The organism is Gemmatimonadales bacterium (genome assembly GCA_019637315.1).
Taxonomy (GTDB): domain Bacteria; phylum Gemmatimonadota; class Gemmatimonadetes; order Gemmatimonadales; family GWC2-71-9; genus SHZU01.
Map to the genome: position 1 here is coordinate 142,714 of JAHBVU010000002.1, position 17,820 is coordinate 160,533.

General features: G+C 64.9%; 19 protein-coding genes and 1 tRNA gene. 13 read left to right on the forward strand and 7 right to left on the reverse strand.

From position 1 onward, the window contains the following. Positions 1-2: 2 nt before the first annotated feature. Positions 3-485, reverse strand: a complete 483-nt coding sequence (locus KF785_02535) for a hypothetical protein (protein MBX3145622.1) — start codon at positions 483-485, stop codon at positions 3-5. A gap of 166 nt (positions 486-651) precedes the next feature. Here KF785_02535 and KF785_02540 point away from each other — a divergent pair, with 166 nt between their 5' ends. The 5 genes from KF785_02540 to KF785_02560 all read left to right on the forward strand — a co-directional run bounded on the left by KF785_02540 (position 652) and on the right by KF785_02560 (position 5,113). Beyond that, the gene (locus KF785_02540; protein MBX3145623.1) at positions 652-1,872 is read left to right on the forward strand and encodes an acyl-CoA dehydrogenase family protein; all 1,221 of its coding nucleotides are present in this window, start codon (positions 652-654) and stop codon (positions 1,870-1,872) included. 530 nt (positions 1,873-2,402) lie between these two features. Continuing rightward, on the forward strand, positions 2,403-3,974 hold the full coding sequence (locus tag KF785_02545) for an Rne/Rng family ribonuclease (protein ID MBX3145624.1): 1,572 nt from the start codon (positions 2,403-2,405) through the stop codon (positions 3,972-3,974). A gap of 72 nt (positions 3,975-4,046) precedes the next feature. After that, positions 4,047-4,361 carry a 50S ribosomal protein L21 gene (gene rplU / locus KF785_02550; GenBank protein ID MBX3145625.1) on the forward strand — a complete coding sequence of 105 codons (315 nt, stop codon included), beginning with the start codon at positions 4,047-4,049 and terminating at the stop codon, positions 4,359-4,361. A gap of 2 nt (positions 4,362-4,363) precedes the next feature. Then, complete coding sequence (rpmA, locus tag KF785_02555) at positions 4,364-4,627, forward strand: 50S ribosomal protein L27 (GenBank protein MBX3145626.1); 264 nt, start codon at positions 4,364-4,366, stop codon at positions 4,625-4,627. Positions 4,628-4,756: 129 nt separating this feature from the next. Then, positions 4,757-5,113: a hypothetical protein gene (locus tag KF785_02560; GenBank protein ID MBX3145627.1), complete on the forward strand. Its 357-nt coding sequence runs from the start codon at positions 4,757-4,759 to the stop codon at positions 5,111-5,113. A 103-nt stretch (positions 5,114-5,216) separates the two neighbouring features. On the opposite strand, the gene KF785_02565 is transcribed toward KF785_02560, so the two are convergent. From KF785_02565 to KF785_02580, 4 genes are all read right to left on the reverse strand, one after another. After that, a complete protein-coding gene (locus tag KF785_02565) occupies positions 5,217-6,002 on the reverse strand; it encodes an Ig-like domain-containing protein (protein ID MBX3145628.1) in 786 nt (261 codons plus the stop codon). Positions 6,003-6,193: 191 nt separating this feature from the next. Further along, complete coding sequence (locus KF785_02570) at positions 6,194-7,435, reverse strand: amidohydrolase family protein (GenBank protein MBX3145629.1); 1,242 nt, start codon at positions 7,433-7,435, stop codon at positions 6,194-6,196. Then, positions 7,432-8,832 carry an amidohydrolase family protein gene (locus KF785_02575; protein ID MBX3145630.1) on the reverse strand — a complete coding sequence of 467 codons (1,401 nt, stop codon included), beginning with the start codon at positions 8,830-8,832 and terminating at the stop codon, positions 7,432-7,434. Before KF785_02575 ends, KF785_02570 begins: the two co-directional genes overlap by 4 nt. A gap of 98 nt (positions 8,833-8,930) precedes the next feature. Further along, positions 8,931-9,626: a hypothetical protein gene (locus KF785_02580; protein ID MBX3145631.1), complete on the reverse strand. Its 696-nt coding sequence runs from the start codon at positions 9,624-9,626 to the stop codon at positions 8,931-8,933. Positions 9,627-9,900: 274 nt separating this feature from the next. Between KF785_02580 and KF785_02585 the strand changes: the two genes are divergently transcribed. The 6 genes from KF785_02585 to KF785_02610 all read left to right on the forward strand — a co-directional run bounded on the left by KF785_02585 (position 9,901) and on the right by KF785_02610 (position 14,530). After that, the gene (locus KF785_02585) at positions 9,901-10,431 is read left to right on the forward strand and encodes an RNA polymerase sigma factor (protein ID MBX3145632.1); all 531 of its coding nucleotides are present in this window, start codon (positions 9,901-9,903) and stop codon (positions 10,429-10,431) included. Then, on the forward strand, positions 10,428-10,958 hold the full coding sequence (locus tag KF785_02590) for a hypothetical protein (protein MBX3145633.1): 531 nt from the start codon (positions 10,428-10,430) through the stop codon (positions 10,956-10,958). Before KF785_02585 ends, KF785_02590 begins: the two co-directional genes overlap by 4 nt. A gap of 10 nt (positions 10,959-10,968) precedes the next feature. Next, positions 10,969-11,502 (forward strand): Spy/CpxP family protein refolding chaperone, encoded by a 534-nt coding sequence (locus tag KF785_02595; protein MBX3145634.1) that lies wholly within the window; start codon positions 10,969-10,971, stop codon positions 11,500-11,502. Positions 11,503-11,552: 50 nt separating this feature from the next. Further along, on the forward strand, positions 11,553-12,881 hold the full coding sequence (locus KF785_02600) for an ATP-dependent Clp protease proteolytic subunit (protein ID MBX3145635.1): 1,329 nt from the start codon (positions 11,553-11,555) through the stop codon (positions 12,879-12,881). Between the two features lie 99 nt (positions 12,882-12,980). Then, positions 12,981-13,955, forward strand: a complete 975-nt coding sequence (gene floA / locus KF785_02605; protein ID MBX3145636.1) for a flotillin-like protein FloA — start codon at positions 12,981-12,983, stop codon at positions 13,953-13,955. Next, positions 13,955-14,530, forward strand: coding sequence for a hypothetical protein (locus tag KF785_02610; GenBank protein ID MBX3145637.1), 576 nt, complete (start codon positions 13,955-13,957; stop codon positions 14,528-14,530). The genes floA and KF785_02610 overlap by 1 nt, the downstream gene beginning before the upstream one ends. 10 nt (positions 14,531-14,540) lie before the next feature. Here KF785_02610 and KF785_02615 read toward each other — a convergent pair whose 3' ends face one another. Together KF785_02615 and KF785_02620 are read right to left on the reverse strand one after the other, a co-directional pair. Next, positions 14,541-15,401 (reverse strand): carboxypeptidase regulatory-like domain-containing protein, encoded by an 861-nt coding sequence (locus KF785_02615; protein MBX3145638.1) that lies wholly within the window; start codon positions 15,399-15,401, stop codon positions 14,541-14,543. A gap of 115 nt (positions 15,402-15,516) precedes the next feature. Beyond that, positions 15,517-16,077, reverse strand: a complete 561-nt coding sequence (locus tag KF785_02620; protein MBX3145639.1) for an inorganic diphosphatase — start codon at positions 16,075-16,077, stop codon at positions 15,517-15,519. 122 nt (positions 16,078-16,199) lie between these two features. On the opposite strand from KF785_02620, the gene KF785_02625 reads away from it, so the two are divergent. Both KF785_02625 and KF785_02630 read left to right on the forward strand, forming a co-directional pair. Next, positions 16,200-16,282 (forward strand) — tRNA-Leu (locus KF785_02625). A gap of 51 nt (positions 16,283-16,333) precedes the next feature. After that, positions 16,334-17,818: a leucyl aminopeptidase gene (locus KF785_02630; GenBank protein MBX3145640.1), complete on the forward strand. Its 1,485-nt coding sequence runs from the start codon at positions 16,334-16,336 to the stop codon at positions 17,816-17,818. Positions 17,819-17,820 lie beyond the last annotated feature (2 nt).

Sequence of the window (17,820 nt, forward strand, 5' to 3'; positions counted from 1 at the left end):
TGTCAGGGCTCGACCCGCCGGGCAATCGAAGTGTCGGGCGGAACCGTTGGCCCGAACTGCGTGGCGCCGGGTAGTCGTGGCCCCAGCTCGAGCCGAGTCTGCGCTGCCGGGTCGATCATCCGTACCGTTGGGCCGGATCCCTCGGACAGGTTGAGGGTCAGCGCCGGCTCGCCGCGATTGGTGAGCATGACGAGCCCGGGCGCGCCGTGCTGCGTCAGGCCGACGTCGAGCCGCATCTGGCCCGTCGAGTCGTACATGGTCAGCGCCACCCCGTCGTTGGTAACCCCGAACATGGCCCGGGTCCGTCCCTGATCGTCCTTGGCCAGCCAGAGCCGACCCTCCACGATCGTGTCCGATTGACCCCTCAGCGTCAGTCCGACGGCGGTTGCGGCCACCCCGAAGGACAGCATGGCAACGACCCGAAGACGAGAAATCCGGGTTTCCAGAACGGCAAGGCGGCTGCTGAGCCGGTCGAGGTCTGCCACGGGCAACGCTCCACGAAAGGGACGTCGAAGCTAACCGGGCCTCCCGGGAAACCTGAACCCGGGGGGTGGCCTGCGGGAGATTCCGGTTATATTTGTGCCGCGCCGCTCTTGGCCAAATGGCCAAGAAACGGCAAGCACTCCTTCCGACCCCTTTAGCCCGGGCCCCATGGACGATTCACTGTATTTCTCCGAACAGCACCACCAGGTTCGCGAAATGGTGCGCGAATTTGCCCAAACGCACGTGGCCCCGGTGGCCCGTGAACTGGACCGGACCTCCACCTTCCCCTGGGAAAACATCAAGCGGATGGGCGAGCTCGGAATGCTCGGGGTACCGTGGTCTGAGGAATTGGGAGGGGCCGGCCTCGATCAGATTGCCTACTACATCACCATTCATGAGATGGCCAAGGTCGACGCATCCCACGGCCTGACCATCAGCGCGCACACCAACCTCGGCACCTCGCCGATCGTCGAGTTCGGGACCCAGGCGCAGCGCGAGCGCTACGTCCCGCTGCTGGCGTCAGGTGCGGTCCTGGGGGGCTTTGGCCTGACCGAGCCCGGGGCAGGCAGTGACGCCGGAGGCACTGCGACCACCGCCGAGGACAAGGGCGATCACTTCCTGCTCAACGGCGCCAAGATCTTCATCACTCATGCGGGTGTGGGCGAAATCTTCTCGGTCACCGCGCGCACCGATCCCGGCCAGGGTCACCGCGGCATTACCAGCTTCATCGTGACCAAGGACACGGTCGATCTCGATCAGTGCCGAGAACTCGGTGTGGGGCATGCGCCAGACCTGCCGAAGATCGAGGGCGTCCGCGCCGGGAAGAAGGAAGACAAGATGGGGTGGCGCGCCAGCGACACGCGCGAACTCCATTTCGACAATGCTGTCATTCCCAAAGAGAATATGCTCGGCGAGCGGGGCAGCGGCTTCGTCAACTTTCTCAAGACGCTCGATGCCGGACGCATCGGTATTGCCGCCCTCTCGCTCGGCATCGCTGAGGGCGCTTACCAGGCGGCGCTCGAGTACGCCGGAACCCGCAAGCAGTTCGGACGTTACATCGGCAGCTTCCAGGGCATCAGCTTCAAGCTGGCCGACATGGCCATGGAAATCGAAGCGGGCACGCACTTGCTCTACACCGCCGCTCGGCTCAAGCAGGCCGGCAAGCCGTTCAAGAAGGAGGCGGCGATGGCCAAGCTGTTCTGCTCGGAACTGGCCATGCGAGCCACCACCGAGGCCGTACAGATCTTCGGCGGATACGGCTATACGGCCGAGTACCCGGTCGAGCGGATGATGCGCGACGCCAAGGTCTGTGAGATCGGTGAAGGCACCAGCGAGATCCAGCGGATCGTGATCGCACGCCACATTCTTGGCAGCGTGGTCGACGGCTGATTGTTTCGATCTGAAACATTCGGGCAATAAGGCGCCCCCCGGCTCGCACGTAAACCGGGGGGCGTCATATATTTAGCCCATGCGACGCGAGGCAGATCGTCATCTCACCTCACAGCCCGGACGGCCCTCGGCCGGGCTGATCGTCGCTCGCCTGTATCAATTGTTCCTGTGGTTCCTCCGGGTCCGAGTCGTCGATCGGGCCCGCGGCAGTTGGTCCCCGTTGCCTCTCGAGAACCCGACCGCTGGTCGGACCGAGGCTGAGCCGTCCGTGCTCGCTTGGGTCCGGCGGTGGAGTCGGCGTCTCGTCAACGGCCTGCTGCCCGGCTCGGCGCGGTCCCTTCGCTGGGACTCCCGCGCGACCGATCCCGGAAGACGTCTGTGCCCCCGAGCAGTTGCAGTCGGGGCATCCACCCTTGCCATCGCGACCCCGTTGCCAGACCCGTTGTTGAATGACGAGCTGGGGCGGATCGCAAAGGACCCATCGCGTGAAGCGCGAGATTCTCATTTCCAGTGGCCCCCGGGAGACCCGCGTGGCCATTCTCGAGGACGACCGGCTCGCCGAGCTGATGTTCGATCGTCCCGATCAGCGCCGCATCGTCGGCGACATTTACCTGGGCCGGGTCGATGCCGTGCTGCCGGGCATTCAGGCCGCGTTCATCGACATCGGCTTGGAGAAGAGCGCCTTCCTCCACGCCTCGGATCTGCTCGAGCCTGACGAAGACGAGGAGCCGAGCGACAAGGACGACGCCGACGACATTCCTGATGTCGACGAAGTTCAGGCCGAGGAGAACGGTCGGGCCAAGAGCAACGGGAAGAACGGTGAACCGCGCCAGCGGGAGGCCGGTCGCCGGGCGGTGCCCGACATTGCCGAGATCCTGAAGAAGGGGCAGATCCTCCCTGTCCAAGTCACCAAAGAGCCGATCAGCACCAAGGGATGCCGGGTCACTGCGCAGATCTCGCTGCCGGGTCGCTTCCTGGTCTACATGCCGTATGCCTCGCGGGTCGGCGTCAGTCGCAAAATCGAAAGTCGTGAGCAACGCGCCAAGCTGAGAGAACTGGTGACGCGACTGCTGCCCGAAGATGCCGGCGGCATGATCGTGCGCACCGTGGCCGAAGGCGTCACGGAGGATCAGTTCGAGCGTGAAGTCGAATCGCTGCTCAATCAGTGGAAAAAGATCAAGCGCAAGCAGGGTTATGTCCGGAAGGCGCCGGCGCTGCTGCAGCGAGAGGCCAGCCTGACCCGCGGGCTGATTCGCGACGTCTTCTCCGACAAGGTCGATGGCCTTTGGATCGACTCCAAAGAGATTCACAAGGAAATCGAGCAGTACCTCGAGCAGGTCGATCCCGAGCTGATGGGACGGGCTCGTCTGTATGCGGAGTCAGTGCCGCTTTTCGACAAGTTCGGAATCGAGGCCGAGATCAAGGGGCTGTTCAAGCCGCGGGTCGACTTGCCCTCGGGTGGCTCCTTGGTGATTCAGCCGACCGAGGCGCTGGTCTCGATCGACGTCAACACCGGTCGATACACCGGCAAGAAGGACCCTGAGAAGACGATCCTCAAGACGAATCTGGACGCCGCGCGGGAAATTGCTCGCCAGCTGCGCTTGCGGGATCTCGGTGGCATCATCGTCTGCGACTTCATTGATATGGAGTCTCGGGGTAACCGCGACCGCGTGCTGCAGGAGCTCCGGACCCATCTGGGCCGCGACCGAGCCCGTACCAAGGCGCTCGCGGTATCCGATCTCGGTCTGGTGGAAATGACGCGACAGCGGGTCCGCGGGTCACTCTGGTCGACGATGACGACCGAGTGCCATCAGTGCCACGGTACCGGTCGCGTCTTCACGCCCGAGGTCGTCAGTCGGCGGATCGAACGGTCGCTCAAACGGGTTGCCAACGAGCAGCGCGAGCGGCAGATCCGGGTTCGGCTCCATCCCGAAGTCGCGCTCTACCTCAAGGAAGAGGAGCCCAAGCTGGTGACCGGGCTGGCCCGACTCCTGGGGGTCGAAATCGAGCTTCGGGACGACCCGACGGTGCATCAGGATGAGTTCCGGCTGGTCAGTCAGCCGGGGGGCAGGGACGTGACTGAAGTGTACGCGGTGGCCTGACCGGCGGGGGCTTGCTCTATCCCGTTCGTCCTGATACACTTAGGGGCTTTCTCATAACGTGGACCGTCGGCGATGTACGTGATTTTCAAAGCCTTAGGGCATCAGTTCAAGGCGCAGGAGGGCGATACCGTCCGCCTGCCTCTCATGGAAGCCGAGCCGGGCAGCAAGGTCACCTTCAACGAGGTGCTGCTGACGTCCGATGGTGACTCCGTTCAGGCTGGCACGCCCTTCGTGGCGAACGCGGCCGTCGAGGCGGAAGTCATCGGCCAGGCGAAGGGTGAGAAGATCTACGTCTTCAAGTTCAAGCGGCGGAAGAACTATCGCCGCAAGACGGGACATCGGCAGAAGTATACCGACGTGCGCATTACCGCCGTCAAGGTAGGCTGATCATGGCACATAAAAAGGGCGCGGGCTCCTCGAGAAACGGACGCACCGCCAATCCGAAGTACCTGGGCGTCAAGCGGTTCGGCGGCGAGCAGGTCGTGGCTGGCAACATCATTCTCCGCCAGCGTGGCACCAAGTTCCACCCGGGCAAGAACGTCCGCCGGGCCAACGATGACACCCTCTTCGCAGTCGCGGACGGCGTCGTCACCTTCGAGTGGAAGGCCAAGGGCAAGCAGCAGGTGTCGGTCTACCCGGCCCTCGCGAACTGAGCCGCTTCCGCTCCGGAACTGCCAGGGGTGACCATTCGGTCACCCCTTTTTCGTTTTGAAACCGTGCCGTAGCTTCCTTCGTTGTGGGGCTGGGTTCGAAGGTTTCAGGATCGCCAAGGGAGGCACCGTATGTCGTCAGTGTTCGATCGGTTTCGGACCGAGCTGGACCAGCTCGGTGACCGGGTGAAAGATGCGGTGGCGTCGAGCAAGCTCCACGTCGAGCGCTCGAGCCTGGTGGCGGTTCGGAGCAAAGTGGCCTACAAGCTCGGCATGCTGGTGTACCGGAAGGACCGTGGTGGCGAAGTCAATCAGGGTGAGATCGACGCGCTCTTTGCCCAGATGGACGACGTTAGCGCCAAGATTGCCACGATTGACCGCGAACTCGACGGGCTGGACGATGACAACGTCCGGGTCGACGAGCAGCCGGCGCCGGCTGCGGAAACGGCCGAGGCTGAGATCATCCCGCCGGACTCCCAGCGCACCTAGTGACTGATCATCGGGACCCGAGCTGCCTCCGGGCTGAGCAGCTACGCTCATCCTGGAGGCAGTTCGCTTACTGGCCGGTTTGTCGATACAGCTGGAGACGGGGCTAAGGTGCGGGCGGCAGTTCCAGGATCGCGTAGGTGCTGAACGCCGAAGCCTGTCCCGTCACCGTGCGTTCCACCACATTGACGGTGCTTCCAGGTACCTCGACCCACCCCGAATTCACGTATCGATGGAGGCGGAGTCGATTCTGGTCTTTGTTGGCTGCAGCCAGTACACCATACCGCAGCTTGATCGTAACTGGCTGCATGAACGTGGCGCCATCGGGTCCGAATTCGTAGGCTGTTCCGGGGACCAGGCGTTTGCTGGCCGGCGGTGTCCCTTCGGGTTTGATCGTGATGGTAGTCGATTGCGTCAGGGCCCCTTCCGGTACAGAGAGTGCGACCGCCCCGGACGCCGCGGTGACGGCGCCACCGTTGGCACCGATCACTGCTCCATCGAGCACGGTAAACATGGCCTGAGTCTCCAGTCCTTCAGAGGAGGTCGCGGTGATATAGCCGGTCCCTGGGGACAGTGCCGTTACGAGTCCTGATGTGCTGGCCGTGGCGGCGCGGGTTGTCGCTGCCCAGATGACCGTTCGATCGGTCAAGGCGTTTCCCGCTTCATCGAGCGTGGTGGCGATGAACTGTCGGGTCCCTCCGGGTACCAGAACCGTCGTGTCGGGTGCAATCACGATGCTGGCCACAGCAACGGGTGCCGGAGGCGGTGGGGGAGGCGTGGGCCCGGTACCGCCACCGCCGCACCCGGTCAGGATGGTGGCAGTAAGGATGATGGTAGCCGGGGTTGAACGGACCGAATCACGGCCACTGGTACGGCGATCGCAATCACGCATGGTCAAGCCGCCTCTCTGAGAGTGCCGCTGTGCGAACTGCGGGCGTCAGGCGGGAGTACCTGACGCCGGGACGGGTCAACAGTACCACCCGAAATATCCCTCCATTTCGGATCAGCCGGAAGGGCTGGTGGCAGAAGGGGCCCGAACCTGGGTTCGAGCCCCTTCGACGACCACGAAGGGTGAGGCAGAGGTTAGCGAACCGGCGGCACCGTCATGTAGCGGTCGCGGAGTTCGTGTTCGCGGGTTCGGAGGGACGTTTCTGTGCCGCGAATGAACACCTTTTCCGCCGCCGACGAAAGCTCGAACGGATCGCCAGACCAGACCACGACGTTGCCGATGCTGCCAACCGCAAGCGTGCCGTACTGGGGCAGGCCGAGCGCCTGCGCGGGCGCCTGGGTCACGGCCCGGAGCGCGTCATCCCAGGAGAGCCCGTTGCGTACGGCGTTGCCGGCGGCATAGCGAAGGCCCCGCTCACCACCGGGATCGCTGCCAGCGATGATGACGGCGACACCGGCCTCGCGAAGCAAGACGATGTTGTCGAGCCGCGCGCCCAGACCGTCGAAGCTCGGGATGTCTTGTGTCGGTCCGACGATGACCGGAACCTTCGCGGCCGCAATCGCCTCCGCCACCTTCCATCCTTCGACCGCACCAAGCAGGACGAGCCGGAGCCGATGTTCGCGGGCGAGCCGGAGTGCGTTCTCGATGTCGATCCGACGGTTCGCCGCGATCACGACCGGAACCTCGCCACGAAGCGCGGGCAGGAGCGCGGCCAGTTCTTCGACAGGTGCGCTGAACTGTTGTGTCGCCGCGCGGTTGTACTCGAGTCGCCGCCGGTCGTACTCGAGCGCGTCGCGGAAGAGGGCCTTGAGCGCCGCGATCGTTCCGGCGCGGGTGCCGCCGCCCGCGCCTCGGCTGCCGGTCGTCAGGTTGATCAGCAGCGCCGATGGAGCTTTCACGATCATGTCGTCGACTCGGCTCCCCGCATAGTCGACCGTAACGGCGACCCCTGGCAGGAAGGAACCGTTCGGCAGCAGGATGCCCGTGGTAATACCTCCGGTTCGGGCGAGCGGAATCGAGATGGCCTCGGGGTCGATGCCCAGTGTCAGATCGAACGACGGGTTGATCTGTCCCTGCTTCGCGGCCTCACCGAATCCCTGCAGGCTGCCGATCCCGGTACCTGCAGCGGCGTCCGAATGAATCAGGCCGGGTGTGACCCACTTACCGGCAGCATCGACGATCGTCGCCCCCGCCGGTACCGCAGCATTGGCGCCCACGGCGGTAACTCGGCCATTGGTGATCACAACCGTGCCGCGTTCGATCTTGGGCCCCGACACCGGAAACACGGTGCCATTGGTAATGGCTACGGTCTGCGCGGCTGCCGTACCCCCGAGGGCCACCAGCGCGGCAAGCGAAAGTGTTGAGCGGCGCATCATCGTCCCACTCCCGGAGCCGTCTGCCCCAAGTTGAAGTCGGTCTGGTACTGACGGTTCTTATCCGAGCGGTCGAAGACGAGCCAGCCCTCGTTCCATACTTTCTCCGCCTTGGTGTAGACGGAGAACGGATCGCCGGACCAGAGGACTACGTCGGCGAGCTTGCCGGCCTCGAGCGTACCGGTTTCCCGGTCGATGCCGAGCACCCAGGCGGGGTTGGCGGTGATCCAGCGGAGGGCCTGGTCGCGGCTGACCGGAATGCCGGCGCGGTTCCCGGCGTACATCGCCTTGGCCGCATCCTGGTTCATCCGTTGAATCCCGTCCGGGCTGTCGGTGTGCAGCACCGCCCGAACGCCAGCCTTGGTCAGGAGCGCGAGGTTTTCGGTGACGCGGTCGAAGGCTTCCATCTTGAAACCGCCCCAGTCGTACCAGACCGAGGCGGCCGTTCCCGCCGTGGCGAGCAGATCGGCCACCTTATAGGCCTCGACGCCGTGGTGAATCGAGCGAATGGTGAATCCGAACTCGCGCGCGACATCGAGCATCTGGGCGATCTCATCGCCCCGGTAGCAGTGATTCTGCACCGAGATCTCGCCGCGCAGCACGCCAGCCAGCGTTTCGAGTCGGAGGTCCCGCGCCGGCGGATCGCCCTTACGGTCCTTGAGCCACTTGTCCCAACGCTGCCGGTACTGCTCCGCCTGGATGAAGGCGGTTCGGTATCCCGCGACATTGCCCATCCGGGTCGAGGGACCGCGGCTGGCGTACACCCGCTTCGGATTCTCACCGCAGGCCATCTTCACGCCGTAGGGAGCGCCGGGATACTTCATTTCCTGCGCGGTCCGCGCCGGTACGAACCGAACGGTAACCGAGCGACCCCCGATCAGGTTGGCCGATCCGGGGAGAATTTGTGCAACGGTCACTCCGCCAGCGACGGCCAGGGGAATCTGCGGATCGTGCGGCCAAAACGAATGCTCCGCCCAGACCTCCGCCGTGTTCGGATTGGTCATCTCGTTGCCGTCGCTCTCCGCCGCGGTGCCGGGGGCGGCGTACACACCGATATGGCTGTGGGTATCGATGATGCCGGGCGTCACGTATTTGCCCTGAGCGTCGATGACCTGTGCTCCGGCCGGCACGGTGCCGACGTCGCCGACGGCGACGATCTTGCCGTCCTGGAAGAGGATCGATGCGTTGGTGAGTTCCCGGCCGGTCGCGGTCATGATGGTCGCGTTCCGGATCACCACGGCCGGGTTGGGCCGCCGCTGGTAGGTCGAGGGATACTGGCTGCGGTCGATGCTCAAGGTATCGCGGAACGTTTCCGCGCTCGGGCTCGACGCGGCCTGGGCGACGGCCTCGTGCGCGCCAAGGGCAAACACGAGCGCTGACGCAACGAGATAAGGTCTCACACCCATCATCCTCCTCTTTCTCTTCAATCCTGGTGTTGGAATGGTCGAACCGACCGCATCCGGCGACGCGGGAGTGGCTCGCGGACGTACGGGCGTTCCTACTCGACCCGAACGATCTCGATGGGGGTGCCCGCAATGGCGATCTTGAGCAGGCGGAAAGGCGCTTGCTGTGACACCCAGAAGTTGGCTGTTTGCGGTCCTCCCGCCAGATCAACCCGGAAGGCCTCGACATTGCGGCCGGATCCAAGGGTTACCGGCTCGGTCCCGGTAACCTGCAGTGTCCTCACGGCAGCCTCGTTCTGCCCACCGCTGAAGACCCGAAAGGTCCAGCGGCTGCTGGCTGTCCAAGGCAGAGCAGGGATCAGGCCCTGAATCGCATTGTCATCGACAACCGGATCGGCCAACGTGGTATCGATGGTGATGCTGACCGGGCCGTTGGGGCCGACGGTGTTGGCGCGCCCTTTGACGCCGGTCGCATGGTAGTCGAGTTCGATGGTGGTAGGCTCGCCCTGGACCGTACCGGCCTGCCGGACCCGAACCACGGTGCCGTGGCGGTCCAGATCCACCGTCGTCTCCTGCTCGACCAAGCCATCGATGCGACTCCGCTCGCGAAGGCGAACCCCGGATGCGGTGGCCTCAACGGCCGTCACCAGCGTGCCGAGCGGAATACCGTTGGCCAGGATCGCAAAGCTGTCTCTGGAGGTAGTCAGCTGGGCAATGCGGACGGGGAGGGCCTGAGCCGCTGCGCTGCCACCAATCGGGGCCGCAAGCGCCAGCGCAATGAGGATACGCATCCTGAGGAGACCTCGATGGGGGCCGAAGGCGGTTCAATCTAGCCACTCGGAATCGAAAGCGCTGATGACCGGCAGTGCCGGTCTGAGGCCAGGGATGTCCGATCGTGCGGCACAGGCGGGGGCACCGGAGGGATAGATCTGTCACATCTCCTGGTCCTACCCGAGGAATCACCTTGTCTGTGGCGCTGTAAGTCGCAGCAAAGCAAAGGAATATGACTCGTTTCGCCTCCGTCTTAACAATCGCCTTGCAGTTCCGTCTTTCCTGGTGCGACCGATGACGGTGCTCACTGACGATGACCTGATCCGCGAGTTCCTGGCGGGAAACGAGGCGGCCGCAACCGAGCTGGTGGCGCGACTGTCCCCGCCGCTGGCCCGATACCTGGCGACCGTCGGGGCTGACCCGGGCGAGGTTGAGGATCTGGTTCAGGAAAGCCTGTTTCGGGCGTTCCGATCGGCGCAAGGCTGGAAGGGGCACGGGTCGTTTCGGGCCTGGGTGTTTCGGATCGGAGTCAATCTGGCGCGGGATCGGGCCCGGGCCAACCGGCGCCTCACGCTGGTCCCGATCGAGGACGAGGAGCTTGCGGCGGCAGCCGATCCCGAGGGCGAGATGAGAGCGCGTGAACTGGCCGGGCGGATCGAGGGTATGCTGGCTGAGCTGCCGCGACTGCAGCGCGAGGTGTTCCTGCTCAGGGCCCAGCAGGCGCTGGGCTACGACGAGATCGCGCTGGCGCTGAGCACGACCCCGGGTGCGGCCCGGGTGCATTACCACCACGCGGTGCGGCGACTGAAGGGAGCCGTGACATGATGCGCTGCGAGGACTTGTCGGAACGGATGCCGGCGTTGGCGGCTGGAGCCGAATGGACCGCGCCGGAGTCCAGCCATCTGGGCACCTGTCCAGCCTGTACCAGTGAATGGCTCGTGGTCGTGGCGGTCGGGCGGCTGGGCGGTCAGGCACCACGATTGGATCCGAAGGTGGTGGCGAGCCGCGTCCTGGAGCGGCTTCGGGCCGAGGGGACACCGGTTTCCGGTTCCGTCACCGAACGGCGCCAGCCCCGGTCGCGGTCGGTTCGCTGGTTGGCGGCGGGGCTGGCGGCTGCCGCGGCCCTGGCCCTGGCCATCGGCGTGGGGAGAGACGACGGCGCCCCGAATCGGGGCCTGTCGCTGCCTCAGGCGGAGATGCTGCTGACCGAGTTGGAAGGACTTACTGGTGCCGAGCTCGAAGAAATCATGGTACAACTGGAGGTTGACGACATCGGGAGCGGGGGAGACCCCGGGTTGGCCGATCTCACTAACGAAGAACTGGATCGCTTGCTGCGCTCCTGGGAGGGATGACTGAATGCGAATGATGCTTTGGTTGGTATTGGCCGGGACCCTGTTTGCCGTTCCGATGGTTGCGCAGGACCGGCCCAATCGTCCGAACCGGCCGGATTCCGGGTGGACCCGACCCGATCCTGAGCGGATCGAGCGCGCGCGCCAGCAAATCGAAGCCCGATTCTTTCGCCGGCTGAGCACGGAGTTGCAGCTCGACTCCGCCCAGGCAGGCAAGGTGCGTGAGATCCTCGCTGCCACGGCGTCCAGGCGGCGGACCCTGCTTCAGGAAGGCCGCCAGACCCGAGTCGAGCTGCAGCGACAGATGCAGCCGGGCGTCGCAGCAGACGACCAGGCGGTCAGCCGTCTGATCGACAATCTGGTCCGAAACCGCTCGGCGCAGGCGCAGTCGTTCGAGGAGGAGCAGCAGGCGCTCGCCGGGGTGCTTTCACCGGTGCAACGGGCCCGCTACCTCCTTCTGCGTGAGCGGCTGGTCCAGGGTGTGCGGGATGTTCGCGGCGCGCGGGGTGGACCAGCGGCTCATCAGCGGATGCGAAATCGTCCCTGAAAGGGCCCCACGGGTGTAGATTTCACCTCTCACCAGAGGAGAGGTGAACCGTGCGAGTCTTTGCCCTTGCGGTCTGTCTGGCCGGCGTCATGCCAGCCGTGGCGTCGGCCCAGAGTCCGGTGATCTATCGAGTTCCCATCACCGGGGTCATCGAAAACGGTCTCGCGCCCTATGTGGCGCGCGCCATCAAGACGGCCGAGGCGGCCAAGGCCTCGGCAGTCGTGCTCGACATCGACACGCCGGGTGGGCGGGTCGACGCGGCCGAGCGGATCGTCGATGCCGTCCAGGGGGCATCGATTCCGGTCTATGCCTTCATCAATCCCCGAGCCTACAGCGCCGGCGCCATGATCGCGCTTGCCGCGAAAGGCATCTACATGCAGCCCACCGGCGTGGTCGGCGCGGCAACGCCGGTCGACGGTGAAGGGACCAAGGCGTCCGAGAAGATGGTCAGCGCCATGCGCGCCGCGTTCCGTGCGCTCGCCGAGTCGCGCGGCGTCGATCCGCGTCTGGCGGAAGGCATGGTCGACGAGTCGATCGAAGTGCCCGGCGTCAAACCGGCTGGCGTGCTGCTCACGCTCACGGCGGGTGAGGCGCTGCAGCATGGCTTCGCCCAGGACACGGCGCGGTCGCTCGACGCCGTCGCCGCAGCCATCGGCGCCGCGAACCCGGTCGTCGAGGAGGTGGGGATTAACTGGGCTGAGCGATTAGTGCGCTTCCTGACCCATCCCGTCGTGTCACCCCTCTTGCTGTCGCTCGGCATGCTCGGTCTGGTCTTCGAGATCAAGTCGGGCGCTTTCGGACTCGGCGGCGTCGTCAGTCTCGGCGCGCTTGGGCTGTTCTTCGGCTCCGGCGCCCTGCTCGGTCTGGCCGGCTGGGAAGAGGTCATCCTGCTCGTGTTGGGTCTGGCCGCCATAGGCGTGGAGGTCTTTCTGCTCCCGGGATTCGGTGTGGCCGGCTTACTTGGCATGGGGCTGGTCGGTACCTCGATCGTCATGGCCATGGTGAGCGGTATTCCCACCGGGGCCGACCTGATTCAGGCAATTGCCATTCTGGTTGCCGCGCTGGTCATCACGATTGCGGTGGCGTTCGCGTGGATTCGGCACCTGCCCAACAGCCGGTGGTTTGGCAAGGCACTCGACGGCGAGCATCTGAGCAGTCAGAGCGGCTACATTGCGGCACCGCCACGTCCGGATTTGATCGGGCGAACCGGGCGAGCTGTAACCGACCTGCGTCCGTCAGGTGTCGTCGCGATCGACGAAGAGCGAATCGATGTTGTGACTGAGGGTGAGTTCGTCGCCGCTGGCACGACCGTGGCCGTGATCAGGGCCGAGTCGTATCGGCACATTGTTCGGGCGGCACAGGATCCGGTCGCGCCGTAGCAGCAGGCCGGGCGGCCGTTGTGTCGCCCAGTGGAATACTCGAATTGATAGGGGGAACGCGTGGATCAGGACGCTGTCGGACTTGGATTGCTGGTCGCAATGATCGTTGGCGGCCTGGTGCTGCTGTCGGTCTTCTTTCGCTTCGTGCCGATCGGACTCTGGTTCCAGGCCCTGGTGTCTGGCGTCAAAGTGTCATTTCTCCAACTCTTCTTCATGCGGTTTCGACGGGTGGATCCGGCCTCGATCGTCAATTCGCTGGTCAACTCGCATAAGGCGGGGTTGTCCCTCACCGCCGATCAGCTCGAGTCCCACTACCTGTCCGGCGGCAACGTTGCGCGCGTGGTTAATGCGCTGATCTCGGCCGGCAAGGCCGGTATCGCCCTGGACTTCAAGCAGGCAACGGCAATCGACCTGGCCGGGCGTGACGTCTTCGAGGCGGTGCAGGTGAGCGTCAATCCGAAGGTCATTACGACCCCGAAAGTCGCTGCCATGGCCAAGGACGGAATCCAGTTGCTGGCGCTGGCGCGGGTTACGGTGCGCGCCAATATCAACCGGCTGGTCGGCGGTTCCGGCGAGGAAACCATTCTGGCTCGCGTGGGCGAGGGCATCGTGAGCACGATCGGTTCGGCAGCCGGGCACAAGGCCGTGCTCGAGAATCCCGATATGATTTCCAAGACGGTGCTGGCCAAGGGGCTCGACGCGGGCACTGCCTACGAGATCCTCTCGATCGACATTGCCGACGTTGACGTCGGCAAGAACATCGGTGCCGAATTGCAGACGGACCAGGCCGAGGCCGACAAGCGGATTGCGCAGGCCAAGGCTGAGGAGCGTCGCGCGCTGGCTGTCGCGATGGAGCAGGAGTACAAAGCCTTGGTGCAGAAGGAACGGGCGAAGCTGGTTGCTGCGGAAGCCGAGATCCCGCTTGCTATGGCGGAGGCGTTTCGGCGGGGTGTGCTGGGCGTGATGGACTATCAGCGGATTCGCAATGTCGAGGCCGATACCCAGATGCGTCAGGCCATCGCGGGTCAGACCGAGACGGGCACCTCGTCGTCCGCAGGACCGCTCGGTAACTGATGGAAGTCCTGCTCCTTCTCGTGCTGTTTGCGGTCGGCAGCCTGATGAAATCGGCCTCCGAGCGCAAACAGCGAGAACAGGCCCAACGCGAACTCGACCTGCAAGACGAGGCGTTCGAGACGGAGAGTCGCGACGATCTCATGGAGGAGATCCGTCGCGCCATGGAGGGGATGCGACAGCAGCGGGAGGGGCGGACGACGGCACCCTCCGGGCACCAGCAGGGCCGTCTGCCGCGGCCCGTCCCTGACGATGACAGCTTCGATGAAGAGGACGAGTCGCTCGAGGTGACTCCTACCATTCGGAGTCTCGAAACTGTTACTGCTCGACCCGAGCGCGTCGTCCTCGACTACGACGCAGAGGCGGAATCGGTCGTGCAGCGTCGGGTCGAGTGGGCCGAGGCGCGGGCGCGAGCCCACCGGCCCGAAGACCACAAGGCCTTTGATCGGCGGATTCGGGCCGAGCCGGTGCCCGCACCTTCGGCCGTGCCGGCGGCTCGACCCAACCTTCGACACCTGCTCATCTGGCACGAGATCCTGAGCAAGCCGCTGGCGCTCAGAAACCGCGACGAGGCCTAGCGAGCGGTTGCTACTCGCGGGTCCAGAGGACGATGACGCCGCAGACCCCCTCGCCGCCCGGCGTTGGGGCAGCATCGGGAGAAATCGGCGGCGTCATCGACTCGGTCGCTGTGACGCTGTAACGGACCGGAGTTTCCGAGGCGCGGCGGTAGATCTCGACTGCCTCGAGTTCCGAGACACGATACCTGGTGAGATCCGGGTCTTCCACCCGGACATCGTTGATCCAGAGCGACATCCGGCACCTCGTGGAGGGATTGGCAAAGGTGGGCGTGCGATTGCCGATGGCGTACGCATTGTTGCCTGACGGACTGGTAAGAACCTCGATGCCGAGCTGGCGAACCAGGTCGAACAGTTGTCGATGCTCATTGTTGCGCAGGTCGTCCGGGGCCAGGAATCGTCCGAATCCTGACCGTTGTTTCGCCTCGATCTCAGCGGCCCTTCGAGACCGGCGGGGTGCTCGGACATAGATCGGCTCCAGTTCCGGCACCCAGGCATTCAGAGCCAGGTCGATGTCGAGACTGTCCGTACTCTTGACCGTGAGCGTAGCGACCGCGCCCTCGAAACCGACCCGCCGCACCCGCAGCTGATGCGAACCAATCGGAATTCCGGTGATCCGGAAATCGCCGGAATCGTTGGTCCATACCCGTTTCTGCAGATTTTCGATCAGGACTTCGACCAGCGCCAGCGGCGTTTCCGACTGCGCGGCTCTGATCCGGCCCTTGAGCACGGCCTGGGCCGAAAGATCGTGAACCCCCATCGCAAGGAGCACGGCAACCGCACCTGCGAGCCAGGTCCTCGTGGTGTGGCCCTTGGTGCGGCAGCAAACCGTTCCGCTACAAACGGACGCTGCCAGGTCGTTCAATGCCGGCATGGAAAGCTCCCAGGTTCGGACCGTGACGGTCGGAGGGGCTGGCCATTTGCACCATGATCAAGTTAGCACGCCGGCCCCGGCGCGCCAGGCCCGAGCCCTCCGCGCGCCAGCTGGGCTATCTGGTACCGTACTGGCCTTCGTAGCGCTGCATGCAGTCGAGGATGATCTGGCGAGCGACTGCCGCGTTGCCGAAGCCGAGGCTCTCCTGGCGGCGGTGTCCGCTCCCTTCGAGCTCCTTGTAGACAAGAAAGAAATGCTCGATCTCGCGAAGGGTGTGTGGGGCCAGATCGTCGAGGTCGTGGATTTCGCGGGTCCAGGGGTCGGCCAGCGGTACGGCCAGAATTTTTTCGTCGTTTTCGCCCTTGTCTACCAGCTTGAACACGCCGACGGGGCGGACCTCGATGAGACAGCCGGGAAAGACCGGTTCCGTCATCGCGACGAGGACGTCCAGCGGGTCGTTGTCCTCGGCCAGGGTGCGGGGCAGGAACCCGTAGTCGCCGGGGTAGTGCATCGCGCTGTGGAGCACCCGATCCAGACGGAAGATGCCCAGCTCCTTGTCCAGTTCGTATTTGTTCTGATCGTTCTTGGGAATCTCGATCAGGGCGTTGACGATTTCCGGCGGGTTTGGGCCAGTCGGAACATCGTGCCAGAGATGGACGGGGCTTCGGGGATTGATCGGCACGTGATGGCTTCGCAGAGAGTGAGCTCCGAATCTAAGCTCATGGCGGGTCGGGCAGGACTCCTGGCCATGGGAATCGCTTGCCCGAAGCTGGGGGCCTTGGCATATTTGCCGGCCTTGCCCGAGTGGCGGAATGGCAGACGCAGTGGACTCAAAATCCACCGGGGGCAACCCCGTGCGAGTTCGACTCTCGCCTCGGGCACTGCAGGTCTCCAACGGTCGTCCTCATCTCAGCCACCGGTGACCCCCCCGCATGTCTTTGACCACTATCCTGACTGATACACTCCCCCACGAGTACCGTGGCCCGTTACTTATCGTCCTGACCGGCGAGGGCGGCCTGCCCGGGTCGCTGAGTGCTCTCGACGACCGGCTGGGTGGGGCGTTGGGACGCGTCTTCGGCAGCGGGGATTTTACCGGCAAGAAGGATGAGACGGCAGCGGTCTACCCCAATGGCGAGCTGAACCGCGTCCTGCTGGTCGGCCTCGGTAAGGCACCGGGGCGGGCGGCCTGGCGCCGCGGGGCGGCCGTCGGTGCCAAACGGGCGCGGATTCTGGGTGCTGGAACCGCAGCAATTGCAGTCGCGGCCGAGCATCAGGGAGCCTTGCCCACCGCGCAGCTCTACCAGGCGCTCGCCGAGGGCGCAGCGCAGGGATCCTGGCACTACCCTGACCTGAAGCGTCCACCCGAACAGCCGAAGGCCCCACTCACGAAAGTTGAGTTGTTGGCCCCCTCGGCCGATCGGGACGCGGCGGCGGCCGGGGTGCGTCTGGGTGAGGCTGTTGGCGCTGGCCACCGACTGGCCCGCGGGGTTCAGATTCTGCCGCCGAATGTTCTGACGCCTGAGCGCATGGCGGAAGAGGCAAGGATCCTGGCCGGTCGTCACGGGTTCGGCGTGACGGTCCTGGATGCCGCTCAAGCGGCCGCCGAGGGCTTGCGTGCCTTGCTGGCGGTCGGCCAGGGCTCGGCCAACGAGCCGCGATTCATCGTGCTCGAGTATCAGGGTGGCACCGGGGCGCCGGCCGTCCTGGTGGGCAAGGGCATTACCTTCGATACCGGTGGCATCTCGATCAAACCCGCACAAAGCATGGAGGACATGAAGTACGACATGTCCGGTGCGGCGGCCGTGCTGGGTACTTTCGAGGTGTTGGGCCGCCTCAAACCTCCGTTCAACGTTATCGGTCTGATTCCCTCCGCCGAGAACATGCCGTCGGCTACTGCGTATCGGCCGGCGGATGTCGTCACCGCGCACTTCGGCAAGACGATCGAGGTCGTGAACACCGACGCCGAGGGACGGCTGCTGCTGGCGGACGCGCTGTCCTACGCCCGGCGGTACCAGCCGGCGTGGGTGGTCGACATCGCCACGCTGACGGGCGCGATTGGGATTGCGCTGGGTCAGACGGCTGCCGGTGTCATGGGCTCCGACGCCGGCCTGGTTCAGGACGTGCTGGCCGCCGGGCGGGATGCGCACGAGCGGGCCTGGGAACTGCCGCTCTGGGATGAGTATCGTGAGCTGATCAAGTCGGACATTGCCGATGTCAAGAATTCCGGCGGCCGCTTGGCTGGCAGCATTACCGCCGGCTGGTTCCTTCGCGAGTTCGTCGAGGGCTATCCCTGGGCGCACCTCGATATTGCGGCCACCGCGTACACCGATCGTGATGATGCCGCTCTGGCCAAGGGCCCCACGGGCTTCGGGGTTCGCCTTTTTACGGAACTGCTCTTCCGTCGGGCAGGTGCCTAACG